Annotated in this window: 26 protein-coding genes; 14 read left to right on the top strand and 12 right to left on the bottom strand. The window is 64.6% G+C overall.

The window, feature by feature from the left end:
• The first annotated feature begins 5 nt into the window (after window positions 1–5).
• From NCS00_RS01380 to NCS00_RS01370, 3 genes are read left to right on the top strand one after another with little or no spacing between them, the layout of a single operon-like run.
• Window positions 6–902 carry a biotin--[acetyl-CoA-carboxylase] ligase gene (locus NCS00_RS01380; protein ID WP_175979745.1) on the top strand — a complete coding sequence of 299 codons (897 nt, stop codon included), beginning with the start codon at window positions 6–8 and terminating at the stop codon, window positions 900–902.
• Complete coding sequence (locus tag NCS00_RS01375) at window positions 899–1,720, top strand: type III pantothenate kinase (RefSeq protein ID WP_008351830.1); 822 nt, start codon at window positions 899–901, stop codon at window positions 1,718–1,720. Before NCS00_RS01380 ends, NCS00_RS01375 begins: the two co-directional genes overlap by 4 nt.
• 34 nt (window positions 1,721–1,754) lie before the next feature.
• Window positions 1,755–1,994 carry a hypothetical protein gene (locus NCS00_RS01370; RefSeq protein WP_008351832.1) on the top strand — a complete coding sequence of 80 codons (240 nt, stop codon included), beginning with the start codon at window positions 1,755–1,757 and terminating at the stop codon, window positions 1,992–1,994.
• Window positions 1,995–2,009: 15 nt separating this feature from the next.
• Here the strand turns inward: NCS00_RS01370 and rfaE2 are convergent, their stop codons facing one another.
• From rfaE2 to NCS00_RS01335, 7 genes are all read right to left on the bottom strand, one after another.
• A complete protein-coding gene (rfaE2, locus tag NCS00_RS01365; RefSeq protein ID WP_034470462.1) occupies window positions 2,010–2,492 on the bottom strand; it encodes a D-glycero-beta-D-manno-heptose 1-phosphate adenylyltransferase in 483 nt (160 codons plus the stop codon).
• A 119-nt stretch (window positions 2,493–2,611) separates the two neighbouring features.
• Window positions 2,612–3,487 (bottom strand): ferritin family protein, encoded by an 876-nt coding sequence (locus NCS00_RS01360; RefSeq protein ID WP_250438937.1) that lies wholly within the window; start codon window positions 3,485–3,487, stop codon window positions 2,612–2,614.
• A gap of 395 nt (window positions 3,488–3,882) precedes the next feature.
• Window positions 3,883–4,884 (bottom strand): MerR family transcriptional regulator, encoded by a 1,002-nt coding sequence (locus NCS00_RS01355; protein ID WP_250438935.1) that lies wholly within the window; start codon window positions 4,882–4,884, stop codon window positions 3,883–3,885.
• Between the two features lie 238 nt (window positions 4,885–5,122).
• Window positions 5,123–5,893 (bottom strand): PhaM family polyhydroxyalkanoate granule multifunctional regulatory protein, encoded by a 771-nt coding sequence (locus NCS00_RS01350; RefSeq protein ID WP_250438926.1) that lies wholly within the window; start codon window positions 5,891–5,893, stop codon window positions 5,123–5,125.
• 36 nt (window positions 5,894–5,929) lie between these two features.
• Window positions 5,930–6,757, bottom strand: coding sequence for an enoyl-CoA hydratase/isomerase family protein (locus NCS00_RS01345; RefSeq protein WP_250438924.1), 828 nt, complete (start codon window positions 6,755–6,757; stop codon window positions 5,930–5,932).
• An 18-nt stretch (window positions 6,758–6,775) separates the two neighbouring features.
• Window positions 6,776–7,954, bottom strand: a complete 1,179-nt coding sequence (locus NCS00_RS01340) for an ABC transporter substrate-binding protein (protein ID WP_250438915.1) — start codon at window positions 7,952–7,954, stop codon at window positions 6,776–6,778.
• Between the two features lie 97 nt (window positions 7,955–8,051).
• Window positions 8,052–9,038: a fumarylacetoacetate hydrolase family protein gene (locus tag NCS00_RS01335; RefSeq protein ID WP_175979741.1), complete on the bottom strand. Its 987-nt coding sequence runs from the start codon at window positions 9,036–9,038 to the stop codon at window positions 8,052–8,054.
• Between the two features lie 109 nt (window positions 9,039–9,147).
• Between NCS00_RS01335 and NCS00_RS01330 the strand changes: the two genes are divergently transcribed.
• The 7 genes from NCS00_RS01330 to NCS00_RS01300 all read left to right on the top strand — a co-directional run bounded on the left by NCS00_RS01330 (window position 9,148) and on the right by NCS00_RS01300 (window position 16,875).
• A complete protein-coding gene (locus NCS00_RS01330) occupies window positions 9,148–9,960 on the top strand; it encodes an IclR family transcriptional regulator (RefSeq protein WP_250438904.1) in 813 nt (270 codons plus the stop codon).
• 98 nt (window positions 9,961–10,058) lie between these two features.
• On the top strand, window positions 10,059–11,261 hold the full coding sequence (locus tag NCS00_RS01325) for a DUF3108 domain-containing protein (RefSeq protein ID WP_250438902.1): 1,203 nt from the start codon (window positions 10,059–10,061) through the stop codon (window positions 11,259–11,261).
• Window positions 11,262–11,316: 55 nt separating this feature from the next.
• Entirely contained in the window at window positions 11,317–12,105 is a 789-nt protein-coding gene (locus NCS00_RS01320; protein WP_008351848.1) for an alpha/beta fold hydrolase, read from the top strand.
• Window positions 12,106–12,242: 137 nt separating this feature from the next.
• Window positions 12,243–12,500, top strand: a complete 258-nt coding sequence (locus NCS00_RS01315; protein WP_008351849.1) for a BTH_I0359 family protein — start codon at window positions 12,243–12,245, stop codon at window positions 12,498–12,500.
• Between the two features lie 222 nt (window positions 12,501–12,722).
• On the top strand, window positions 12,723–13,784 hold the full coding sequence (locus NCS00_RS01310) for a homocysteine S-methyltransferase family protein (RefSeq protein WP_008351850.1): 1,062 nt from the start codon (window positions 12,723–12,725) through the stop codon (window positions 13,782–13,784).
• Entirely contained in the window at window positions 13,781–16,522 is a 2,742-nt protein-coding gene (gene metH / locus NCS00_RS01305; protein WP_275445841.1) for a methionine synthase, read from the top strand. The genes NCS00_RS01310 and metH overlap by 4 nt, the downstream gene beginning before the upstream one ends.
• Window positions 16,523–16,668: 146 nt before the next feature.
• Window positions 16,669–16,875, top strand: a complete 207-nt coding sequence (locus NCS00_RS01300; RefSeq protein ID WP_008351852.1) for a hypothetical protein — start codon at window positions 16,669–16,671, stop codon at window positions 16,873–16,875.
• Window positions 16,876–16,978: 103 nt separating this feature from the next.
• On the opposite strand, the gene NCS00_RS01295 is transcribed toward NCS00_RS01300, so the two are convergent.
• Complete coding sequence (locus NCS00_RS01295; RefSeq protein ID WP_008351853.1) at window positions 16,979–17,305, bottom strand: DUF1840 domain-containing protein; 327 nt, start codon at window positions 17,303–17,305, stop codon at window positions 16,979–16,981.
• A 259-nt stretch (window positions 17,306–17,564) separates the two neighbouring features.
• Here NCS00_RS01295 and argS point away from each other — a divergent pair, with 259 nt between their 5' ends.
• From argS to NCS00_RS01275, 4 genes are all read left to right on the top strand, one after another.
• Window positions 17,565–19,349 carry an arginine--tRNA ligase gene (argS, locus tag NCS00_RS01290; protein WP_008351855.1) on the top strand — a complete coding sequence of 595 codons (1,785 nt, stop codon included), beginning with the start codon at window positions 17,565–17,567 and terminating at the stop codon, window positions 19,347–19,349.
• Window positions 19,350–19,478: 129 nt separating this feature from the next.
• Entirely contained in the window at window positions 19,479–20,240 is a 762-nt protein-coding gene (locus NCS00_RS01285) for an SPOR domain-containing protein (RefSeq protein WP_008351857.1), read from the top strand.
• A 124-nt stretch (window positions 20,241–20,364) separates the two neighbouring features.
• On the top strand, window positions 20,365–21,012 hold the full coding sequence (locus NCS00_RS01280) for a thiol:disulfide interchange protein DsbA/DsbL (protein ID WP_034470441.1): 648 nt from the start codon (window positions 20,365–20,367) through the stop codon (window positions 21,010–21,012).
• A gap of 15 nt (window positions 21,013–21,027) precedes the next feature.
• On the top strand, window positions 21,028–21,801 hold the full coding sequence (locus tag NCS00_RS01275) for an SDR family oxidoreductase (protein WP_250438901.1): 774 nt from the start codon (window positions 21,028–21,030) through the stop codon (window positions 21,799–21,801).
• 61 nt (window positions 21,802–21,862) lie between these two features.
• Here the strand turns inward: NCS00_RS01275 and NCS00_RS01270 are convergent, their stop codons facing one another.
• The 4 genes from NCS00_RS01270 to cheY all read right to left on the bottom strand — a co-directional run bounded on the left by NCS00_RS01270 (window position 21,863) and on the right by cheY (window position 25,104).
• On the bottom strand, window positions 21,863–23,182 hold the full coding sequence (locus NCS00_RS01270; protein WP_034470435.1) for a DUF3443 domain-containing protein: 1,320 nt from the start codon (window positions 23,180–23,182) through the stop codon (window positions 21,863–21,865).
• A 17-nt stretch (window positions 23,183–23,199) separates the two neighbouring features.
• Window positions 23,200–23,733 carry a DUF2844 domain-containing protein gene (locus NCS00_RS01265; RefSeq protein WP_239294313.1) on the bottom strand — a complete coding sequence of 178 codons (534 nt, stop codon included), beginning with the start codon at window positions 23,731–23,733 and terminating at the stop codon, window positions 23,200–23,202.
• 256 nt (window positions 23,734–23,989) lie between these two features.
• Window positions 23,990–24,706 (bottom strand): protein phosphatase CheZ, encoded by a 717-nt coding sequence (cheZ, locus tag NCS00_RS01260; protein WP_008351868.1) that lies wholly within the window; start codon window positions 24,704–24,706, stop codon window positions 23,990–23,992.
• Window positions 24,707–24,708: 2 nt separating this feature from the next.
• Window positions 24,709–25,104: a chemotaxis response regulator CheY gene (cheY, locus tag NCS00_RS01255; protein WP_008351870.1), complete on the bottom strand. Its 396-nt coding sequence runs from the start codon at window positions 25,102–25,104 to the stop codon at window positions 24,709–24,711.
• Between the last annotated feature and the right edge of the window lies 1 nt (window position 25,105).

Genomic DNA, 25,105 nt, shown 5'->3' with positions numbered 1-25,105 from the left:
CCGCCATGACCCCCTCTCCTTTCGCCCCCTTCGCCCCCGACGCGCCCTGGCGCATCGACCGCTCGCGGCTTGCGACGCTTGCCGAGCGGCCCGCTCGCGACTGGACCATCGACATCGTCGACGAAACGGGCTCCACCAACGCCGACGTTTTGGAGCAGTTGCGCGCCTCGCGACGCGACGGCACGCCTGCACCCGTCGTCCGCGTCGCGTACTCGCAATCCGCCGGTCGCGGGCGGCGCGGGCGCGCGTGGCTCGCCGAACCGGGCAATGCGCTGCTGATGTCGGTCGGCTGCGTGCTGCGGCGGCCGATCGAAGGGCTGTCGGGTCTGAGTCTCGCCATCGGCACCGCCGTCCTCGATGCGCTCGCGCGTCTGCCGCTCACGCCATCCGCGCGTCCTGCGCTGAAATGGCCGAACGACGTCCTGCTCGACGACGGCAAGCTCGCCGGAATTCTCATCGAAACCGCGTGGAACACGCCTGACGCGACCGCGGTCGTGATCGGCATCGGCATGAATCTGCACGGCGCGGAACAACTCGCCGCGCAGGTCGACGAAGCCAACCGGCTCGCCGCGCAATCCGCGCCCGGCGCCGCGCCGGCAGCGCTCGCGCGGGCATGGCCCGACGCCAATCTCACCGACACTCTCGCCGCGCTCCTCAACGCGCTCGACGCAGCGCTGCCGCGCTTCGAAGCCGAGGGCTTCAGGCCGTTCCGCCAGCGCTGGCTCGACGCGCACGCGTGGGCCGGACGTGAAGTCGCGCTGATCGACCAGGGCATGGAAGTGACGCGCGGCATCGCATCGGGCGTCGACGAGGGCGGCCAGTTGCTGATCGACGCGCCCGAAGGCCCGCGCGCCGTCACGACCGGCGAACTCACGCTGCGCCTTGCGAAGGAACGTCCGTGAACGCGTCGGGAACCGAGGCGCCGTATCTGCTCATCGATGCGGGTAACAGCCGCATCAAATGGTCGCTCGTCGATGAAGCCGGCGCGTCGCTCGCGAACGGCGCATTCGAGCACGCGCATCACTCGACCGTCGCCGACGACGCCGCGCTCGACGATTGGTCCGAACTTCCCGCGCCGGCGAGCGCGTGGATTTCGAACGTCGCGGGCATGCCGGTACAGAACCGCATCCAGCGCCTGCTCGACGCGCGCTGGCCGACGCTGCCGCGCACCGTGGTCCGCGCGCGCGCCGAGCAGTGCGGCGTCATCAACACCTATGCCGATCCGGCCCGACTCGGCAGCGACCGCTGGGCCGGCATGATCGCAGCGCGCGCGGCGTATCCGGGCGAGCATCTGCTGGTCGCGACCTTCGGCACGGCGACGACGCTCGAAGCACTGCGCGCCGACGGCGTGTTCACCGGCGGCCTCATCGCGCCCGGCTGGTCGCTGATGATGGAATCGCTCGGCAGCCATACGGCGCAATTGCCCACGCTCGACGCGGCATCGGCGCGTGAGGCGCTGAGTCAGACGCGCAGTCTTTTCGCCACCGACACCGCCGCCGCGCTATCCGCCGGATGCCTGCTCGCGCAGGCGAGCCTGATTGAGCGTGCGTGGCGCGACCTCAAGGCCGACTGGCGCGCCGACGTCCGGCTCGTGCTCGGCGGCGGCGCGGCAAATGAAATCGCGGGCGCGCTCGACGTGCCGCACACCCGACACGATTCCCTCGTGCTGTCCGGCCTCGCGCTCATCGCGCGCGACGCGACGGCGCGCCACTCATCCTGACTTTTCTGATTTGATTGACGGACGGAGCCCAAGAATGCTGCGCTGGCTGATCGCCCTTCTGATTCTCGCCAACTTGCTGATGTTCGCGGTCATGCGCGGCATGTTCGGCCCGCTTCCCGCGGCCGGCGTGCGCGAACCGCATCACTTATTGCAGCAGGTTCATCCCGAGGCGCTCGCGACGCGCCCGCTGAGTCCCGAAGAAGCGTTCGATCAGCCGCGCGTCGGCGGACCCGCGCCTGCCGCCAACGTGCAGACCGCGCCGCTCGGGCAGTGATCGCGCGCGTGCGAATCAGCTCTGCGCGCGGACTTTCTTGAGGAGCGCGGTCGTCGATCGATCGTGCTCGAACGCGATGGCGAGCGCCTTGCCGCCCCAGCCGCGCACGAGTGCCGATTCGGCCAGCTTGTCCATGTCGTAGTCGCCGCCCTTCACGAGCACGTCGGGGTGCACGGCTTCGATCAATTGCAGCGGCGTCGTTTCCTCGAACTTCACGACCCAGTCGACGCTCTCCAGCGCGGCGAGCAGCGCCATGCGGTCATCTTCCCGATTGATCGGGCGATCGTCGCCCTTGCCTAGCGTGCGTACCGACGCATCGCTGTTCACGCCGACGATGAGCGTCGCGCCGAGCGCTTTGGCATCAGCGAGATAGGTCACGTGGCCGCGATGAAGGATGTCGAAGACGCCGTTGGTGAAAACGACGGGACCGGCGAGCGTCGGACGGCGCGCGGCGAGCGCTTCGCGCGTGATGATCTTGCGTTCGAAAATAGCGGGCATGACGGCGCTCGTTGCGATGTGCTGAAAGCGCGCATTGTGCCACGGCGCTTCGCACGGGAAAAATGCAAAACGGCTCGCCGGTGCTGACCGGCGAGCCGTCCGTTCATCGAAGCCGAAACTCAGGCCGGCTGTTCAGCCCCGTCGCCCGGCGCGGCCTGCAGGCGCTGCGTCACTTCCTTGCGATAGCGATTCAGTTCCTGCGCGGTCACGAACGAACGCTCGAACAGAATCGACAGGTTGTGCAGAATGCGCTCGACGACCTTCTTCTCCCAACTGTCGTCGAAGCGGATCTGGTCGTCCAGCCAGCGCTCGAGCCATTCGGGATCGGGCAAACGCGACTGCACGGTGTCGCGCGGGAAGAGCGCCTGATTCACATGCAGGTTGGTCGGATGCAGCGGCTTTTCCGTACGGCGCGCGGACGCCATGAGCACGCCGATCTTCGCGAACGCCGCACGCGCGGTGTCGCCGGCGTTGACGAGCGCCTTCTTCATGTAACGCAGATACGCGCCGCCGTGACGGGCTTCGTCGCGCGAAATGGTTTCATAAATGTGCTTGATGACGGGTTCCGTGTGCCACTCGGCCGCGCGGCGATACCAGTGATTCAGGCGGATTTCGCCGCAGAAATGCAGCATCAGCGTTTCGAGCGGCGGCGCCGGATCGAACTCGAAGCGCACCGCGTGCAGCTCTTCTTCGCTCGGCACCATGTCGGGCTTGAAGCGCCGCAGATACTCCATCAGCACTAGCGAATGCTTCTGCTCCTCGAAAAACCACACGCTCATGAACGCGGAGAAATCGCTGTCGTGGTGGTTGTCACGCAGGAACATTTCGGTTGCGGGAAGAGCGGACCATTCGGTGATCGCGTTCATCTTGATGGTTTTGGCCTGCTCGTCGGTGAGCAGGGAAGCATCGAATTTGTCCCAGGGAATGTCCTTCTCCATATCCCAGCGGACGGATTCCAGCGATTTATAAAGTTCCGGATAAAGCATGGTGTTCATAGTCCACCCCTGATGCCACTTATGCGACGTTATATCTGTATTGACTTTCGGCCGGAACGTGCAGACATGCCTTGCACGCGAGCAGCCAAGCTTTCAATTTTACGCGGGATTCGGTCGGCCGAAGACGAAATGCGACAACGAAGCGCGACATTTGGCGCTGCGGCAACGCGTCGCGTCCCGCGTAAACACTGCACTCCCCGTGCAAATGTTGCTGTTGTGCGTCTTGTTCTACCGTGGGTGAGGAGCGAAACCTGTGCCTGAGGTATGTTCAAGTGGCGCCGAACTGCCGCCGGAACCGCGCCGGCCGCGCAGTATGACGTGCGCGCATGACAACGATGCGATGCGCGCTTGATGCGGATTTCCGCGCCAATGCCCGACGTTTCGGGCGTCGTCGATCATAGCACGGTGGATTGACGCCAATCCGCGACGGTCTCATCGATCGGGGTCAACCCCGCGATGTGATGCACGCCGTCGTCGAACTTGCGGCGCAGCGCCGGGCTGCTGCCGCCAACCCAGATGCGGACGTGCGGCGGCAGCAGGTTGCGCAGGTCGGTCAGCCCGGTCGAAATGGACTGCGCCGGCAGCACCGCCGTGAACGACAGCGCGACGATATCGATCTTGTGCACCGACACGGCATCGACGATATCGTGCAGCGGCGTCTGCAATCCCAGTTGCACGCATTCGCACTCGGATAGCGTGAACATCGCCTCGGCCATCAGGATGCCGAGGCCGTGACCTTCGCCGGAAAGCGTCGTGAGCAGCACGCGCGGACGGCCGTTGCGCCCGCGCACGGCATCCGAGAGCGGACGTATCAGCGTGCGCAGCGTCGACTGGATCGCCTCGCTGAACAGATGTTCGTGATAGACCTGCAACGTGCCCGCCGCCCACGCATTGCCGATGCGCGCCGACAGCGGCGCCGCGACATCCAGCACGAAGCGTTCGAGGCCGTCGCGCGTTGCGCGCTTCAGCAGGCCGAAGCGGAAATCGTCATAAGCGCCCGCGCGCAGCAGCGAGATCAGATGGTCGAGCTCGGCGTCCGGCGCGTCCTGGCCGACGCCCGAGCTTTCGGCCAGTTGCTGCAGCGCATCGATCGATTGCCCGAGCACTTTGCTCGGCCGATGTCCCGCGTCGAGCAATCGCTTCACGAGCCGCAGCTTCGTCACCTGTTCCTGCGGATACAGCCGCTCCCCGCCGGAAGTGCGCATCGGCTGCGGAAATCCATACCGGCGCTCCCAGACACGCAAAGTGTCCTTCGTCAGACCAATCTCCTGAGCGATCGCGCCGATGCCTATGCCGGTCGCGCCCGCCGTTGCGGCGCTTGGCGGCACGGGTTCCGGACGCTCGGGGCCATCGGAGATCGAATCCGAATCGAAATCTTGTTCTGATGAGTTTGTCATGGACAGATCGGTTCGAACGAAATATCGCATTCGATGCAGATTGCGTGCCCAACGCCGATAGATGGACAAAGATTCCGCACCGTCAAGCTTTCATCATAGACAAAATCGAAATGTGCGTCGGTGCTGAGATGCGTTTCGGCTACGGAAATGTGCGCGTCGAGGGGAATTGGCGAGCGCGGCGGCGCTATGCGCGCCGCCGGTCGTAGTGAGGGAAGTGAGCGCGCCGGAACGCGCGTAGTCAGCCGGGTTTCTTGCGCGGCGCCGTCTTGCGCGCGGCCGCCTTCTTCGCGGCCGCCGCGTCGGGCCTTTCATCGGCGTCGTTGGCGGGCTGCTCCGCGGCGTTCTCACCAGCGGCGGCCGGCTGCGCGCCCGCGGCGCCCATCGGGTTGAGCGGGCCGCTCATGCCGGGCTGAATCATCGCGAGATGCGCAAGCTGATTGAACTGCGATTGCAGCACGTTCCACCAGCCGGTCGGATCGAAGCCGGGCGGCGGCGCTGAAGTCTGCCCCGAAGCGTCTTCGCCTTCAGCCGATGCCTCGCTCGCGGGCCCGGCGCCCGACGCTTCCTGCTTCGGGGCATCGGTCTTCGCCGCGCCGCCCATCGGCCATCCGGCTGACGCGGCCTTCGCATTCTCCGCCGCCGCGGTGTGCGCGCTCTCGACGGACGTCTGAGCGAACGCGCCGAACGCGCGCAGCGTCGCGAGCGTCGCGCGCTGCACTTCGAGCGCCTGAATCGCCGATTGCAGCATGTTGAGATTGAGCTTCAGCCAGTGCTCGACGGCGCGCATGTCGGTCACGCGCTTGTCGAGTTCTTCGATGTTGGTGAGCGGAGCGAGCATATCGGACATCATCGAGAGCGAGGGGCCCATGCCCTGCCCGCCGCCGGGCATCGCGGCGGCGAACGGATTCAGGCGCATCAGTTCCCACATCTTGCCCATCATGTCGGCCTGGCCGAATCCGGGAAAACCGGGAATCGTGTAGGGCGGCGTGCCGCCGGCGTTATCGGTCATTCGACTCTCCTTGTTTTCGTGTGAGGTTCGCGCGGTTCAGAACGGCGCGCCGCCGGGGAAATCCGGCGCGCGCCGTTCGCGCAGCGAGCGCATGCCTTCGTGCACGTCCGGCCCCGCGAAGCCCATGAATTCGAGCGCGAGCGACGTATCGAAAGTCGGCCCCGCCGAGCGCAGCCAGTTGTTGAGCGCGTACTTGGTCCAGCGAATCGCGGTCTGCGAACCTTGCGCCAGACGGTTCGCCACTTCGATTGCCTTCGGCATGAGTTCGTTCTCGTCGACGGCGAGCGACACCAGCCCGATGCGTTCCGCCTCCTCGCCGCTCACCGGCTCGCACAGCAGCAGATAGTACTTGGCCTTCGCCATGCCGCACAGCAGCGGCCAGACGATCGCCGCGTGATCGCCCGCCGCGACGCCGAGCCGCGTATGCCCATCGATGATGCGCGCCGACTTCGACGCGATCGAAATATCGGCGAGCAAGCCCGCGACCAGCCCCGCGCCGACCGCCGGACCGTGCATCGCGGAGACGATCGGCTTGCCGCAGTTGATCACGTTATAGACGAGATCGCGCGCCTCGCGCCACACCCGCGCGCGCACGTCGAAATCGTTCGCCATCTCTTCGACGAGCCCGAGATCGCCGCCCGCCGAAAAGCCCTTGCCTTCGCCGCGAATGAGCGCGACGCGCGTGTCCGGATCGCGATCGATGTCGCGCCAGATATCCGCGAGCTCGCGATGCATGTTGGCGTCGGCGGTGGACAGGCCGCTGTTGTTCGCGCCCGCGCCGGGCATGACGACTTCGAGCACGCCATGCGGATGGCGGCGCAGTTCGAGCGACTTATAGCCCGAATACATGGATAGATCGCTCATGGTCTCGTCGATTGAAGGTTAGCGCGGCTGATAGACCCACTTGCCGTCGCGGATCTCGACCATCACGCGCGCGCGCTGATCGAGGCCGATGTGATCGTTGGGCGACATGTTGACCTGCCCGTTGGTGTCGGAGAAATTCTTCGTGCCTTCGAGCGCATCGCGCAGCGCGGCGCGAAACGCCGGCGTGCCGGGCGCGCCCGCTTTCATCGCGATAGGCACCGCGCGATTGAGCAGCATGCCCGCGTCCCACGCATACGAGCCGAACGCCGAGACCGTGCCCGCGCCCTGCTTCGCCTCGTACAGTTTGATGTATTCGAGTGCGAGCCGCTTGGCCGGATGGTCGTCGGGCAACTGCGCGGCGACGAGCACCGGGCTCGCGGGCAGGAACGTGCCGTTGCAATCCGCGCCGCACACGCGCAGGAAGTCGCGGTTGCCGACGCCGTGATTGTGATAGACCTTGCCTTTGAAGCCGCGCTGCGCGAGCGTTTTCGGCGGCAGCGCGGCGGGCGTGCCGGCCGCGCCGACGACCACCGCATCGGGCTTGGCCGCGAGAATCTTCAGGATCTGCCCGGTCACGCTCGGATCGGTGCGATTGAAGCGTTCATTCGCGACCACTTCGATCTTGTGCAGCTGCGCGAACTTCGCGACTTCGGCGTAGAAGGTCTCGCCGAGCGCGTCCGCCTGGCCGATGTACGCAAGCGTCTTCACGCCATGATTGCTCGCATGCGCGATGATCGCGGAGGCCATCATCGCGTCGGTTTGCGGCGTCTTGAAGACCCAGCGGCGCTTGTCGTCGACAGGCTCGATGATCTTCGCCGACGACGCCAGCGAGATCATCGGCGTTTGGCCTTGCGCGACGACATCGATCATCGCGAGCGAGTTCGGCGTGATCGACGAGCCGATGATCGCATCGACCTGATCCTCGCTGATGAGCTTCTTCGTGCTTTGCACGGCCTGCGTGGTGTCGGAGGCGTCGTCGAGCACGATGTAGTCGACGGGCTTGCCACCCATTTCCTTCGGCAAGAGCGCGACGGTATCGCGCGCGGGAATGCCGAGCGACGCGGCCGGCCCCGTAAGCGACAGCACGAGACCGATCTTCACGTGCTGCGCCGTCTGCGCGAATGCCGCCGTTGCCACCGTCGCGGCGGCGAGCGCGAATGCCGCGCCCGCCAGAAATTTCCACTTGCCTGCCGCCATCGAAGTCTCCTTTTTTTGATCGTTCTTGTGCTGCCCGAAGAGCAGCCCGGCAAAGTGTAAGGCGAGGCTTGGGCGCGCCGCATCGGGCGAAACCCGTTCAATGCTCCGGTTGCACGACCGCCTGATCGATTGCGCCGAAGATCGACTTGCCTTCTTCGTCGAACATTTCGATCTTCACGCTGTCGCCGAATTTCATGAACTCTGTCTGCGGCGCGCCGTGCTCGATCGTCTCCAGACAGCGCTTCTCGGCGATGCAGCAGTAGCCGCGCTTCGTGTCCTTGTTCGAGATCGTGCCCGAGCCGACGATCGAGCCCGCGCGCAGATTGCGCGTCTTCGCCGCGTGCGCGATGAGCTGGCCGAAGTGGAAGACCATGTCGGTGCCGCAGTCCGGCTGACCGACTTTCCTGCCGTTCCAGTGCACGATCATCGGGCGATGCACGCGCCCTTCGCGCCACGCGTCGCCGAGTTCGTCGGGCGTCACGGCAACCGGCGAGAACGCGGTCGCGGGCTTGCTCTGGAAAAAGCCGAAGCCCTTCGCAAGTTCGGCGGGAATGAGATTGCGCAGCGAGACGTCGTTGACGAGCATCAGCAGGCGCACGCTGCGAAGCGCTTCGTCGGGCATCGCGGCCATGTGTACGTCGGACGTGATGACGGCGACTTCCGCTTCGAAGTCGATGCCATACGATTCCGTCGCGCACACGATGTCGTCCGTCGGGCCGATGAAGTCGTCGCTGCCGCCTTGATACATCAGCGGATCGGTCCAGAATTCGGGCGGCATTTCCGCTTTGCGCGCCTTTCGCACGAGCTCGACGTGATTCACGTACGAGGAGCCGTCCGCCCACTGGAACGCGCGCGGCAACGGCGCCATGCAGGCTTTCGGATCGAACGAAAAGCTGTTGCGCGCGCGGCCGGCGTTCAGCGCTTCGTAGACTTCCATGAGTTGCGGCGCGTAAAAGGTCCAGTCGTCGAGCGCGCGTTGCAGCGTCGAGACGATTCCATCGGCGATTGCGGCCGTGCGCAGGTCGCGCGAGACGACGATCAGCTGGCCGTCGCGCGTGCCGTCCTTCAAGGTTGCAAGTTTCATGGAGCAGTGCCGGGTGAGCGTGGTGACGCGGGTGACGTTAAAGGAAATGTATTTTACGATGGTGAATCCGCCGCCGGCACTCGGCCGAACGGCATAGGCCTTTTCGCACATGCAATCCACCTCTCTCACCGACGACGAAGACACCAGCGACGCCGCCGAAGAAAAAACGCGCTCCGGCATTCAGTCGATCGAAGTCGGCTTCCGGCTGCTCGACGTCCTCACCAACGAGCCGCGCGCGATGATGCTGCGCGATCTCGCCCAACGCGCGGGCATGAGCCCGGCAAAGGCGCATCGCTATCTGGTGAGTTTTTTGCGGCTCGGCGTCGCATCGCAGGATCCGGTTTCCGGGCGCTACGAACTCGGCGGTTTCGCGTTGCAAATGGGCCTCGCGCGGCTTGCGCGCGTCGATGGCGTGCGGCTGGCGCGCATCGCGCTCGCGGAACTGCGCGACCGGCTGGATCAGACGGTCGGCATCGCGGTGTGGGGCAATCAGGGGCCGACCGTCGTGCACTGGATGGAATCGAGCCATCCGGCGAAGGCATCGCTCAAGCTGGGCGACGTGATGCCGCTGCTTTCATCCGCGACGGGTCTGCTTTTCGCCGCGTATCTGCCGCGCAGCAAGACGCAGCCGATGCTCGATCGCGAGCTCGCTGCAATGAAGCAGACGATGGCCGATGTCGAGCCGCTTCTCGCCGAAGTGCGCGAGCACGGCGCGGCGCGCGTCGAAGGCATGCTGCTGCCGACGATCCACGCGTTCTGCACGCCGGTCTTCGATTCGACGGGCGAACTCGCGCTCGGTCTCATCGCGCTCGGGCACGAAGGCACGTTCGACACGCGCTGGGGCGGCGAAATCGACTCTGCCTTGCGCGAGTGCGCACGGGGCCTGTCGTACGAATTGGGGCACAAGGCGAGCGAGCGCTGAAAATGTCCGTCGTTGGGGCCAGGAACATCGTTTCCCTCGCGCATGTCTTATGCCTTTCGCCCGATCGTCCGTAACACGCGCTTTTCACGCTTTCCACGATGTCACTGTTTCAATTCCGCCGTCCTCGCCCCGCGTCCGGCGAGCCGCCCGATGCCGCTATCGAATCCGCCGCGCCCCGCCGCTGGGGACGCTGGGTGCTGGCCGTGCTCGTCGTTGCGGGCCTGCATCTGAGCGCGATGCGGTGGATCGAGCACAACCGTCAGCCGGCGAACGCGCCGCCCGAAACGCCGCCCGTGCAGGTGGAATTGCTGACGCCCAAGCCGATCGCGCCGCCCGCGCCGACGCCGCCCGCGCCGCCGAAACCGGCCGCGTCTCCGGAACCCGTCGCGTCTCCGAAGCTCGCCGCGCCTGCGCCGAAGCCTTCGCCCGCTCCGGTGCTGAGCGCTGCGACGCCAGAGTCCGACGCGCCCGCAGCCGCTTCCGCTCCCGCGCAAATGCCGCAGGCTCAAGCGCCGTCGCCCGCTTCGCAGACCGCGCCGCAACCCAGCGCCGCATCGGGCGACAAGTTCAGCGTCCCGCCCACGGGCGATTTACGTTACGACACGCTCGTGAACGGCATGATGAATCAGACCGGCACGATTCACTGGAGCAACGACGGCCAGCATTACGAAATGATCGTCTCGATCCCGCTGCCTTTCGTCGGTCCGTATGTGTATTCGAGCAAAGGCCATATCGACGGCTTCGGCATCGCGCCGGAACAGTATTCGGAACAGCGCGGCCGCCGTGCCGCCGATATCGCCATCTTCAATCGCGAAACGAAGCAGATCGTCTACACGAAAACGCCGCAAAGCCAGCCGCTCGCGGACGGCGCGCAGGACCGCTTCAGCGTCGTCATGCAGTTGGCGAGCCTCGTGCGCGGCGCGCCGGACAAGTACAAGCCGGGCGTCACGCGGCAATTCAGCGTCGCGGATAACGACAGCAACGAAATCTGGCCGATAGAAACCGTCGGCGACGAAACCGTGGAGGCGCGCGGCGGCTTTACGACGGCGCGCCACTTCACGCGCCTGCCGCGCAAGGAAGGCGACCGCCGCAAGCTCGATATCTGGCTCGCGCCGTCGATCGGCTGGCTGCCCGTGCGGATTCTGCAAACCGAGCCGAACGGAATGCAAATCGAACTGCTCTGGGCAGGCAAGCTCGCCGCGCCGCCGGCGGCGGCACAGGATGTCACCTCGGGCACGCAAGCTGCGTCTGATGAATCCGCGCCCGCCATGCCGAGCACGCCCGCCGCGGACAAACCGTAACGGGGCCGTCACACTCCGTCATGTCAGGCACGAGCGCATTCTTTACGGAGCCGATATGCAGTTGACGATCAATCGCATCGATACACGCTATGTTCTCGACAACGAAGGCGGCGGTCCCTGGCTCGTCTTCATCCATCAGCTCGCCGGCGATCTTTCGATCTGGGATCAGATGGCCGGCTACTTCCGCGACGACTTCACCGTGTTGCGCTACGACCTGCGCGGACACGGCGAAACGACCGTGTCGCCGGATTCGTTCACGATCGACGATCTCGCCGACGATCTCGCGCAACTGCTCGACAAACTCGGCGCGCCTTCGGCACATGTGGTCGGGCTGTCGATAGGCGGCATGGTCGCGCAGAAATTCGCGATCAACCATGCCGACAAAGTGGATTCGCTGACGGTCGTGGGCGCGCCCGCCTTTATTCCCGAGGACGCGCGTCCGACATTCGCGCAACGTGCAGCATCCGTGCGCGAACACGGGACAGCGAGTATCGTGGAAGCCACGCTCGAACGCTGGCTCACGCCGGAGTTCCGCAAGGCGCACCCTGAAGTGACCGAGCCGATCGCGGACACGATCGCGCGCACGCCCGTCGAGGGTTTCGCGCGCGCGGCGGAGGCGATCAGCCGTTTCGATGCGCGAGACAAACTGGCTTCCGTGAAGCAGCGCACGCTCGTCGTCGCGGGTGAAAAGGATGTTGGCACGCCGCATGCTGCTTCAAAGGTTGTCGCAGACACGGTGCCGGGCGCACGCTTCGAATTACTTAACGCCGCGCACCTTGCACCGGTGGAGGAATCGCAGCGCTTCTCCGCTTTATTGGGGAACTTCTTGCGCGGTTCGAGTTGATTCTTCCTGTTTTTGTTGCAAAAGAAAGCCTCGATACAACCGGCATCACGTCGAGGCCACCCCTTGAATTCCAACCCAATCGCTCCAACTACGATTCAGGATTGCCACGGAGCAAACAAGGAATAAGGAGTGTCGCCATGCAAATGATCTACAACAGCCCCAACTATTGCGTCGTCGAATTTCCGCCGCAAGACAACCACCTCGCCATGAAGGCGGGCGGCTACGAGATCGTCGACAAGAACACGCAGCGGGAGATCTTCATCGACGGCGCGCTCGCGGCGAAGTTTCGCGAGCACGTGCAACAGTTGATCGCTGAAGAGCCGTCGCTCGAGGATGTCGATGAATTCCTCGGCCAGTTCGATATCTTGATGAATCAACCCGTCGTGCTTCACTGATGCATGCACGCGCGCGTGCGGCGCCATGCCGCTCGCGCCCGCCGCCGCCCGGACCAGCGGCACAGGCGACACTCGCCACTTCCCAAAGACCCCGCCCGCGCCAGGCGGGGTTCTTTTTTTGCCCGCCCGGAATCGCGCACGCGCCCGCCCATCGGGAGCGACCGTTGCGCGCTGCGGCTACAATGTCAGGCTATTTCACATTTGGTGCAGGCCCCGTCCGTCATGACCCAGAACGCCATTCCGAAAGCCCCCGCGCGCGCCTATACGCGCGGCGCCGCGCTGCCCGCGCTGCTGCAAAAGCGCATCCTGATTCTCGACGGCGCGATGGGCACGATGATCCAGCGCTACAAGCTCGACGAAGCCGCGTATCGCGGCGAGCGCTTCAAGGACTACGGCCGCGACATCAAGGGCAATAACGAACTGCTGTCGATCACGCAGCCGCAGGTGATCCGCGAGATTCACGAGCAGTATCTGGCTGCGGGCGCGGACATCCTCGAAACGAACACGTTCGGCGCGACGCGTGTCGCCCAAGCCGATTACGGCATGGAAGACCTCGCCGCCGAGATGAACATCGAGTCGGCGAAGCTTGCGCGCGAAGCCTGCGACAAATACTCGACGCCCGACAAGCCGCGTTTCGTCGCGGGCGCGATCGGACCGACGCCGAAGACCGCGAGCATTTCGCCCGACGTGAACGATCCGGGCGCGCGCAACGTGACCTTCGACGAACTGCGCGACGCGTACTACGAGCAGGCGAAGGCGCTGCTCGATGCGGGCTGCGATCTGTTCCTCGTCGAAACGATCTTCGACACGCTCAATGCAAAGGCCGCGCTGTTCGCGCTCGATCAACTGTTCGAGGACACCGGCGAACTCGTGCCGATCATGATCTCCGGCACCGTCACCGATGCATCGGGCCGCATTCTCTCCGGGCAAACGGTCGAGGCGTTCTGGAACTCGCTGCGTCACGCGAAGCCGCTCACGTTCGGCCTGAACTGCGCGCTCGGCGCGGCGCTGATGCGTCCGTACATCGCCGAGCTGGCGAAGCTGTGCGATACCTACGTGTCCTGCTACCCGAACGCGGGCCTGCCGAATCCGATGAGCGACACCGGCTTCGACGAGACGCCGGACGTAACGTCCGGATTGCTGAAGGAATTCGCGTCCGCCGGGCTCGTCAACGTCGCGGGCGGCTGCTGCGGCACGACGCCGGAGCACATCGCGGAAATCGCGAAGGCGCTCGCCGAAGTGAAGCCGCGCGCTTTCCCCTCGCAATACCGCGACGCCGCCTGAATCAGAGAAGAGAACAAGACATGACCGATCACACGATGCGTCTTTCCGGCCTCGAGCCGTTCAACGTCACCGACGGCTCGCTTTTCATCAACGTCGGCGAGCGCACGAACGTGACCGGCTCGAAGGCGTTCGCGCGCATGATCCTGAACGGCCAGTTCGACGAAGCGCTCGCCGTCGCGCGCCAGCAGGTCGAGAACGGCGCGCAGGTCATCGACATCAACATGGACGAAGCGATGCTCGATTCGAAAGCCGCGATGGTGCGCTTCCTGAATCTGATCGCGTCGGAGCCGGATATCGCGCGCGTGCCGATCATGATCGACTCGTCGAAGTGGGACGTGATCGAAGCGGGCCTGAAATGCGTGCAAGGCAAGGCCATCGTCAATTCGATCTCGCTGAAGGAAGGCAAGGAGCAGTTCGTTCATCACGCGAAGCTGATTCGCCGCTACGGCGCGGCATCGGTGGTGATGGCCTTCGACGAGCAAGGCCAGGCCGACACGTTTCAGCGCAAGACGGAAATCTGCAAACGCTCTTACGACATTCTCGTGAACGAAGTCGGCTTCGAGCCCGAAGACATCATCTTCGATCCGAACATCTTCGCAATCGCGACGGGCATCGAAGAGCACAACAACTACGCGGTCGATTTCATCGAAGCGACGCGCTGGATCAAGCAGAACCTGCCGCACGCGAAAGTGAGCGGCGGCGTGTCGAACGTGTCGTTCTCGTTTCGCGGCAACGATCCGGTGCGCGAGGCGATCCATACCGTGTTTCTGTATCACGCGATTCAGGCTGGCATGGACATGGGCATCGTCAACGCGGGCCAGCTCGGCGTGTATGCCGATCTCGACGCCGAGTTGCGCGAGCGCGTGGAAGACGTCGTGCTGAATCGTCGTGAGGACGGCACCGACCGTCTGCTCGAAATCGCGGACAAGTTCAAGACCGGCGCCGCGAAGAAGGAAGAAAACCTCGAATGGCGCAATCAGCCGGTCGAGGCGCGTCTGTCGCATGCGCTCGTGCACGGCATCACGAACTTCATCGTCGAAGATACGGAAGAAGTGCGGCAGAAGATCGACAAGGCCGGCGGTCGTCCGATCAACGTGATCGAAGGCCCGCTGATGGACGGCATGAACATCGTCGGCGACCTGTTCGGCGCGGGCAAGATGTTCCTGCCGCAAGTCGTGAAGTCGGCGCGCGTGATGAAGCAGGCGGTCGCGCACCTGATCCCGTTCATCGAAGAAGAGAAGAAGCGTCTCGCCGATGCCGGCGCGGACGTGCGGCCGAAGGGCAAGATCGTCATCGCGACCGTGAAGGGCGATGTGCACGACATCGGCAAGAACATCGTGTCGGTCGTGCTCCAGTGCAACAACTTCGAAGTGGTCAACATGGGCGTGATGGTGCCCTGCGCGACCATCCTGCAGAAGGCGAAGGAAGAAGGCGCGGACATCATCGGGCTGTCGGGACTGATCACGCCGAGCCTCGAAGAGATGGCTTATGTCGCGTCCGAAATGCAGCGCGACGAATACTTCCGCGGCAAGCAGACGCCGCTGCTCATCGGCGGCGCGACGACTTCGCGCGTGCATACCGCCGTGAAGATCGCGCCGCATTACGAAGGGCCGGTCGTGTACGTGCCGGATGCGTCGCGTTCGGTGTCGGTGGCGTCGAGCCTGTTGTCGGACGAAGGCGCGGCGAAGTATCTCGACGAACTCAAGAGCGACTACGAGCGCATCCGCACGCAGCACGCGAACCGCAAAGCGCAGCCGATGGTCACGTACGACGAAGCGCGCGCCAACAAGACGAAGATCGACTGGAGCGCCTACGCGCCGAAGAAGCCGAGCTTCATCGGGCGGCGCGTGTTCAAGAACTACGACCTCGCGGAACTGGCGAATTACATCGACTGGGGTCCGTTCTTTCAGACGTGGGATCTCGCCGGTCCCTATCCCGCGATTCTCAATGACGAGATCGTCGGCGAGTCGGCGCGGCGCGTGTTCTCCGACGGCAAGTCGATGCTCTCGCGCCTCATTCAGGGCCGCTGGCTGACGGCGAACGGCGTCATCACGCTTTTGCCCGCCAACACCGTGAACGACGACGACATCGAGATCTACACGGACGAATCGCGCTCGCAAGTGGCGATGACGTGGCGCAATCTGCGTCAACAAAGCGTGCGTCCGGTCGTCGATGGCGTGATGCGCCCGAACCGCTCGCTCGCCGATTTCATCGCGCCGAAGGATTCGGGCGTGAAGGACTACATCGGCATGTTCGCGGTGACGGCGGGCATCGGCGTCGATAAAAAGGAACAACAGTTCGAAGCCGATCACGACGACTACAGCGCGATCATGCTGAAGGCGCTCGCCGACCGTTTCGCGGAAGCCTTCGCCGAAGCGCTTCATGCGCGCGTGCGCCGCGAATTGTGGGGCTACGCCGCGAACGAGACGCTCGACAACGATGCGCTGATCGCGGAGAAGTACGTCGGCATTCGTCCGGCGCCGGGTTATCCGGCGTGCCCGGATCACCTCGTCAAGCGCGACATGTTCGAAGTGCTTCAAGCGAACGAGATCGGCATGAGCGTGACCGAATCGCTCGCGATGCTGCCGGCCGCGAGCGTCTCGGGCTTCTATATCGCGCATCCGGACAGCACGTACTTTTCGGTGGGCAAGATCGGCGACGATCAGCTCGCGAGCTACGCCGAACGCATGGCGATCTCGACCTCCGACGCCGAACGCGCGCTCGCGCCGTTGCGCTAAGGCATCGTGAAAACGACATATCGCGCAACTGATAGCCGGAATATGCACGGAACAGGCGGGAAATTTTTGAATTCCGTAGACTTGTCAGCGCGATAAGCCGTCGACATGACGGCCAACGCATTCTTTTCGTCAACGGAGAAAGTCGCATGAAGAAGATGACGTCCGCCGTAACCGTAGCGATCACCGCGGCTTTGCTCGCCGCGTCGAGTACCGCCGCTTTCGCGCAGGCGAGCAGCACCGAGGCTTCGTCGTACTCGCCGCCGCAAACCGAGCACAAGAAGAAACCGAAGAAGCCGAAGAAGCAACATCCGCCCGCGAAACCCGCCGGGCCGGAAGGCGGCCAGTCGCAGTAACACGCCGCAGCGCGACTGAAGCCGTCAGACGTTTCGTCGGAAGAAAAAAACCCGCATCGGAAACGATGCGGGTTTTTCTTTGTGTCGCTGCGAATCGCGCGCCTCAGACGCCCCAGAGAATGTCCTTGTCGTGCTTTTGCGCTAGGCGAAGCATGTCGAGGAAAGGAAACGCGCGCTGCGCGAGCCCGATGGGAAGCTCGTGCGGCTCATGTCCTTCTTCGCCTTCATGAAAACGGCCGTCGTGCTCGGCGCGCTCTCTCTTGTCGGTGACGACCGCCGCTTCGAGCTTCTGAATGGCGGCGGGAATTTCATCGTGCGTGATGACGCCCCGCGCCGTGAGCTGCTTGCCGATGATGCCGAGCAAGTACTCCGCGAGGTTCTCGAGCATGATGACATCCGGTGCGGCCGGGGATTTGAATGTGATCAGCATGGCATGGTCCTTTTGTTTATGTTGGGTCATAGGCGGTTTGCAAACGAAACGCGCAGACGAGCCGGTCTCCCTGACAACATGACGACACCCTGATTCGACATATTAGCACCTGCTAAAATCCCCACTTTATGTGGTGGCCGGTTCCGTTCGCCTGCCAACACCACATGCGGGGCCAACGCGTCGCGAAGACGTCCTTCCGAGCCGGCATGCACGCCGGAACGCGCCCCGTCAGCCCTCGCTCCACTGGATCACATTCAGCATGCTGCCCGCACATAAACACACTCTCGAAACGCTCATCACCGACGCGGTCAAGCAGGTCGCGCAAGCCACACAAGGCGCCAGCGAAGCGGCCTTCGTCACGCCCACGATCGTCCTCGAACGACCGAAGGTCGCGGCGCACGGCGACGTGGCGTCGAATGTCGCGATGCAGCTCGCCAGGCCGCTGCGCGCGAATCCGCGTCAGCTCGCGCAGCAGATCGTCGATGCGGTGCTCGGCCTGCCGGCCGCGAAGGGTCTCGTCGAGAGCGCCGAAGTGGCGGGTCCGGGCTTCATCAATCTGCGTCTTTCGGCGACGGCCAAGCAAGACGTGATCCCGGCCGTGCTCGGCGAAGCCGCCGCGTTCGGCCGTTCGACGCGCGACGCCGGCAGGCACGTGCTCGTCGAATTCGTATCGGCGAACCCGACGGGCCCGCTGCATGTCGGCCACGGCCGTCAGGCGGCGCTCGGCGATGCGCTCTCGAACTTGCTCGAAACGCAGGGCTACGACGTGCATCGCGAGTTCTACTACAACGACGCGGGCGTGCAGATCGGCAATCTCGCCACGTCCACGCAACTGCGCGCGCGCGGCCTCAAGCCGGGCGACGAGCAGTGGCCGGAAGCGGCGTACAACGGCGAGTACATCGCCGATATCGCGCGCGACTACATGGCGGGCGAAACCGTCGCGGCGAAGGACGGCGAACCGGTGAAGGGCAAAGGCGACGTCGAGGACCTCGAAGCCATCCGTCATTTCGCGGTCGCGTATCTGCGTCACGAGCAGGACATGGATCTCACCGCGTTCGGCGTGAAGTTCGACCAGTTCTATCTGGAGTCGTCGCTGTACAAGGAAGGCCGTGTCGAGAAGACGGTCGCGGCGCTCGTCGATGCCGGCAAGACGTACGAGCAGGACGGCGCGCTGTGGCTGCGCACCACCGACGACGGCGACGACAAGGACCGCGTCATGAAGAAGTCCGACGGCACGTACACGTACTTCGTGCCGGACGTGGCGTATCACGTGACCAAGTGGGAACGCGGCTACACAAAGGTCATCAACATCCAGGGCTCGGACCATCACGGCACGATCGCGCGCGTGCGCGCCGGCTTGCAGGGACTCGGCATCGGCATTCCGAAGGGCTATCCCGACTACGTGCTGCACAAGATGGTCACCGTCATGCGCGACGGCCAGGAAGTGAAAATCTCCAAACGCGCGGGCAGCTACGTGACGGTGCGCGATCTGATCGAATGGTCGGGCGGACTCACGCCGGGCCACGAAACCGCGCCCGATCAGATCGACGAGGACACCATCCGCCGCGGCCGCGATGCCGTGCGCTTCTTCCTCATTTCGCGCAAGGCCGACACCGAATTCGTGTTCGACATCGACCTCGCGCTCAAGCAGAACGACGAGAATCCGGTCTATTACGTGCAATACGCGCACGCGCGCATTTGCACGATCCTGAACGACTGGAAGGAGAAGTTCGGCGGCGACATTTCGAAGGCAGCGCAGGCCGATCTCTCGCCGCTGTCGAGCGACCGCGCAATGGCGCTGCTCAACAAGCTCGCCGAATTCCCCGAAATGCTCGCGCACGCCGCCGACGAACTCGCGCCGCACGCCGTCGCGTTCTATCTGCGCGATCTCGCTGGCGAATTTCACTCGTTCTACAATGCGGAGCGCGTGCTCGTGGACGACGAAAAGGAACGCACCGCGCGCATCGCGCTGCTCGCGGCGACGCGTCAGGTTCTCGAAAACGGTCTCGCGACCATCGGCGTTTCCGCTCCTCAAAAGATGTGACCCTTCTGCCGCGCACGCACGAATTCAGAATTTTCGGCGTGCGCAAGCAGATGCCTGGCGCGGGCTTGTCTTGAGCCGCCGCTATAATCGTCGCCCAACCAGAAGACTTTCTCGCAGGTGATTCATACGATGGCAAAACCACGCCGCACATCGAAGCAGTCGAAGCAAACGGGGGGAACGTTTATCGGTATCGTGCTGGGCCTGATCGTCGGCCTCGCGATTGCCGTAATCGTCGCGCTGTACATCACGCGTGCGCCCACGCCATTCGTGGCGAAGGTCGCGCCGCCGCCGTCCGAGGCCAACTCCGCGCCTGCCGCCGCGCAACCGTACGATCCGAATCGTCCGCTGCAAGGCAAGACGCCGGGCCAGGCGGTGCCGCAAGCCGCGCAGCCCACGCCGCCCAACACCGCGCCGGGCCAGACCAACAATCAGACGCAGTCGTCGGGCATGCTCGACGAGCCGCAGATCGTCGAAGTACCGCCGTCGGGCGCAACGGCATCGGCTCCGAAGACCGCGAGCACGGCGCCCGCGAAGAAGCCCGAAGCCGCACCGGGCGCGCCCGCCGCGACGAGCAACGCGAACGCCACGCCGCCGAAGGGCGGCTCGGCGCCCACGACGGCGAAGACCACGCCGCCCGCGCCCGGCGAGCCGAACACGGGCTACTTCCTGCAAGTCGGCGCGTACAAGACGCAGGCGGATGCCGAACAGCAGCGCGCGCGTCTCGGCTTCCAGGGCTTCGAATCGAAGGTCACGCAGCGCGATGCAGGCGGCGTCACGTACTATCGCGTGCGGATCGGGCCGTTCGCGAAGTTCGAGGACATGAACACCGCGCGCCAGCGGCTGTCCGATGCGGGCGTCGATACCGCCGTCATCCGTTTCTCGAAGCAATAACGAAGCAATAACGCAGCAAACGAAGTCGAAGCGCCGCGACGCTTAAGCGTGGCTTAAGCGTCGTATGTCCCACTTATGGGCCTGCTTTTGTTCCGTCGCGTTTCCATTGCGTATCTCTTCAATCATGAAAAAAATCTTTAGCGCGTTGGCTCTCTCCCTCGGCATCGCAGCCGCATCCCTGAGCGTCGCGAATTCCGCGATGGCCGCGCCCACCGCCGGCAAGGATTACACCGTGCTGCAGGCGGCTCAGCCGATCGCCGCGCCTGCGGGCAAGGTCGAGGTCATCGAGTTCTTCTGGTACGGCTGCCCGCATTGCAACGAGTTCGAGCCGTACATCGAGGCATGGGCGAAGAAGCAAGGTCCGGACGTCGTGTTCAAGCGCGTGCCGGTGGCATTCCGCGACGACTTCATTCCGCACTCGAAGATGTATCACGCGCTCGACGCGCTCGGCGTCGCGGAAAAGGTCACGCCGGCCGTGTTCAACGAAATCCACGTGAAGAAGAACTATCTGCTGACGCCGCAGGCGCAGGCGGACTTCCTCAAGACGCAGGGCGTCGATCCGAAGAAATACATGGACGCGTATAACTCGTTCTCGACGCAAAGCGCCGTGCAGCGCGACGCCAAGCTCCTGCAGGACTACAAGATCGACGGCGTGCCGACGGTCGTCGTGCAGGGCAAGTACGAAACCGGCCCGGCGATGACCAACAGCCTGCCGGGGACGACGCAGGTCATGGACTTCCTCGTCCAGCAAGTCCGCGACAAGAAGCTGTAAGCACCGACGCTCCGCATGACCGCAGTTCGTTTGAAGGTCTTTATCACCGGGGCGTCGAGCGGCATCGGCCTTGCAATGGCCGAAGAGTATGTGAAGCGCGGGGCCATCCTCGGCCTCGTCGCCCGCCGCGCCGATTCCCTCGCCGCATTCGCGGCCCGTCATCCGCAAAGCTCCATCTCGATCTATCCCGCCGATGTGCGCGACCCCGACGCGCTCGCCGATGCCGCGCGCCGCTTCATCGCGGAGCACGGCACGGCGGATGTCGTCATCGCGAACGCGGGCATGAGCCGCGGCGCGCTGACGGGCCACGGCGATCTCGACACCTTCCGTGCAGTGATGGACGTGAACTATTTCGGCATGGTCGCGACGTTCGAGCCGTTCGTCGCGTCGATGACGGCCGCGCGGCGCGGCACGCTCGTCGGCATCGCGAGCGTCGCGGGCGTGCGCGGGCTGCCCGGCGGCGGCGCGTACAGCGCGTCGAAATCGGCGGTGGCGAAATATCTGGAATCGTTGCGCGTGGAGATGCGCCCGCTCGGCGTGGCCGTCGTCACGATCGCGCCGGGCTACGTGCGCTCGGAGATGACCGCGCACAATCCGTATCGCATGCCGTTCCTGATGGACGCCGACCGCTTCGCCGCGAAAGCCGCCGACGCGATCGAACGCAAGGTGCGCTACGCGACGTTTCCATGGCAGATGCGCGTCGCGGGCATGCTGATGCACGTCCTGCCGCGCTGGCTCTACGACGCGCTCGCCGAACGCGCGCCACGCAAACCACGCGCGGACGAATGACGTAAAAAAACCGGCTGCGCGCAAACGCAGCCGGTTTTTTATCGGGCGAACGTCCGAACGGTCAGAACGCCACGTAGGCCGAGCTGTTCGGCAACTGGTATCCGACGTAGACATGCCGGCCGAAGAAGAACGGCAAGCCGAAGTCGAAGAAGTTCGACATGCCCAACTGACCGCCGAGACTGTTGAAGGCGAACTTGTTCTTGCCTTGCGTCAGCGTGCTCGCGTTGGCGAGCAGGAACGGCACGGTGGCGCTGTTGCCTTCGCTGCCTTTGATCGTGGTCGACAGCGACTGCGTCGCGCTCGGGCAATAGAACGCCGACGATCCGTTGCACAGCGGAAAACTATCCTGGAAGAAGTTGCCGTTCGACCCGGTGTCGAAGAACGTCTTGTACGTCTTGCCCTTGTACGTGCCGGTCAGGTCGCCATAGGGATCGGTGCCGTACTTCGTCACGTTGCTGATCCCGTTGTTGCTCTGCGTGCCGATGCCGAATATCAGCACGCCGGTCGCGGTGGCCGCGCCGTTATCGGCAACGGGCGGCAATTGCACGATCACGCCGTTGTTGTTGACCGCGAACTTGGTGACCGGATTCGTCACTTGCTGCGCCAGCGGCACCGCGACACCCGAGCAATTCGCGCCGTTGGTGCACGAGAAGTACATCGCGTTGAGCGCCGTGCTCGCGCAGCCGTCGCCGCAGTCGTAGGCCTGCGGGCCGATGCCGAGAATGCCGTTCGCGCCGATGTCGGCGGTCGAATTTTCGTCGCTGCCGGACGGACAGCCGTTGTCGCCGGTCGGCGCCGCGGATGCACTCAGATCGCCGATGATCTGAATCGGCACGCCCGACGCCACTTCCGTGCCCATCTTCACGTCGGCCGTGCGGACGGTGCCCCACGTGTAGCCGTCGGCGAAACCGGCGCATTCGGCGAGCTGCCCGCCGTTCGACGCGCGCGAGGTCGGCAGGCTGCCGAGCACGTTCTGCGCCGCCGATCCGAGAATGCGCAGGCCGAAGGACGCCGTGTCGACCTGAATGTTGTCGATCGTCTGACACACCGACGAGCCCGGCGCGCACACCGTCACCGATACGTTCGGAATGTTGACGAAGCCCGCGGCGCCGGAGTTGACGTTGATCGCCACCGCGTTCGTGCCGTTGGGCGCGATCGGCTGCGCGTTCGCGGTGCTGGTGGTCGAGCCGCCGCCGCTGGAACCGCCCGAGCCGCCGGAGCCGCCCGACGAACCGCCGCCGCTGCTGGAACTGGAGTCGTCGCCGCCGCCACCGCCGCAGGCCGCGAGCATGACGGAAAGGCAGAGCACGCCGAGCCAGCGGGCAAGCCCGCCGCGCCGGGACGAAGAGAGAGCGGGATGGCCGAGTGTCGTTCTATGCATACTGAGTCTCCCGTCGCTTACTGGATGTCGCTGGCGGACACGCCGGCAGGCAACGATTGCGGCAAATACGCGCTGCCCGCGAACGAGCCCATGTGACCGCCCGAATCCACGACGAGTCCGGAATCCTGCACGCTGACCGGCCCGCGGCCGCCGCGCGCGGCGCGTTGCGCCTTCAGGCCCTGCTGATACTGCGGGAAATAGCTGCCGAGCAGGCTGGCGAGATCCGGCATGCGGGGACCGTGCCACGCGATGCCGAACACGACGCCTTCCGTCGACAAATATTCGTTGATGACCGTTCCGCTCGCGAGCGTGGTCGTGCGAACGGTGTAGTTCGACGCCGATGTCGTCGATGCGCTCGATGCGCCGCTTGCGACGGCCGCACGCGCGACCGCGGCCGTGGATGATTCCGCCGTGGCGCCTTGCGGCGCTGCCATCGGCTGGCCGCCGAGCACGGCGTAGGCGGGCGCTGCCGCGCTCACGCCGAGCGCGCCGGCAACGATTGCCAACGCGCTCATGAGATGCCCATGACGGGATTGCTTCGGTGCCTTCACTGGGCCTCCTATCGGTTATCCGCCGGCCCCGCCACTTGATTCAGAGACCGGTGCTTGACGATTGAGTGACAGATGCGCCACCGCCTTTCGCCCCAAAATCGTGCGGGCGCGAACATCGTCAGTATGCCAGCCAGGTGGAACCGTCCTAACGTTCGCAAGCGCACGAAATAAAAAACGCGAAGCGCAATGGTATGCGCTTCGCGTCATCTCGCAACTTCGAGGCCGGCCTAAGTTACGAAGGCTTACAAAATCACCCTCAAAATCCCAGGCTGGCGAGCAGATCGTCCACTTGTGACTGATCCTGCACGACGTCGCTGCGTCCTTCGGGATTGATTTGCGGACCGTTCAGCAGGCTTTCCGGACTGCCGGTCGACACTGCCGACATCAGCGCCGCCGCCGATGCAGCGAACTGCTCGCGGCGTTCCGGCGCGATGTTCTCGAGCAAAACGCCCAGCAATTGCTGCTCGATCAGATACACGACGTCCGTAATCTTTTTGATGACCTGGCCGGTCAGATCCTGGAAATCCTGCGCGAGCATGATTTCGAGCAATTGGGCATTGGTCGCCTGCGTGCGCTCCGGCACGCTCTGCAGGAACGAGCGCGTCTGCGCGAGCAGTTCCCCCGCCTCGCCCTGCGCGAGCGGCGCGCCGTACCACTTCGCCCAGCGCGCGTCGAGCGCCTGCGCTTCGGTTTGCAGCGATTCCTGCATCGGCTTGGCAAGCTCGATCGCGTTGAGCGCGCGCTCGGCGGCCTGCTCGGTCATCGTCGCGACATATTTCAGGCGGTCGCGCGCGTCGGGCACGGCTTGCGCGGCGGCTTCGACCTGCTTGTCGAGGCCGAGCTCGCGCATCGAATCGCGCAGCGTGCGCGTCAGTTGGCCGATGCGCGCGAGAATGCGGTCGCTCGACGGATCGCCTTCGCTTTCGGCAACCGCGGCGACCGCGGCTGCGAGTTCAGTGGTCAGATCGTTCAAGATCAGCTCCCCGCTTTGGCCATCTTCTCGAGAATCTTGGTGAGCTTCTCGTCGAGCGTGGCGGCCGTGAAAGGCTTCACCACGTAACCGTTCGCGCCCGCTTGCGCCGCCGCGATGATGTTTTCCTTCTTCGACTCGGCCGTCACCATCAGCACCGGCAGATGCGAGAGCGTCGCGTCCGCGCGGATCTGCTGAAGCATCGACAGGCCGTCGAGGTTCGGCATGTTCCAGTCGGTGATCACGAAGTCGAAGCCGCCGCCGCGCAGACGCGCGAGGCCCGCCGCGCCGTCTTCGGCTTCGTCGACGTTGCCGTAGCCCAGCTCCTTGAGCAGGTTACGCACGATACGGCGCATCGTCGGAAAATCGTCGACGACGAGGATCTTCATGTTCTTGTCCATC

The organism is Caballeronia sp. AZ1_KS37, assembly GCF_023631165.1.
In the GTDB taxonomy this organism is placed as follows: domain Bacteria; phylum Pseudomonadota; class Gammaproteobacteria; order Burkholderiales; family Burkholderiaceae; genus Caballeronia; species Caballeronia zhejiangensis.
The sequence above is the reverse complement of the archived record's forward strand: the minus strand, read 5'-3'. Positions and strand labels throughout refer to the sequence as shown.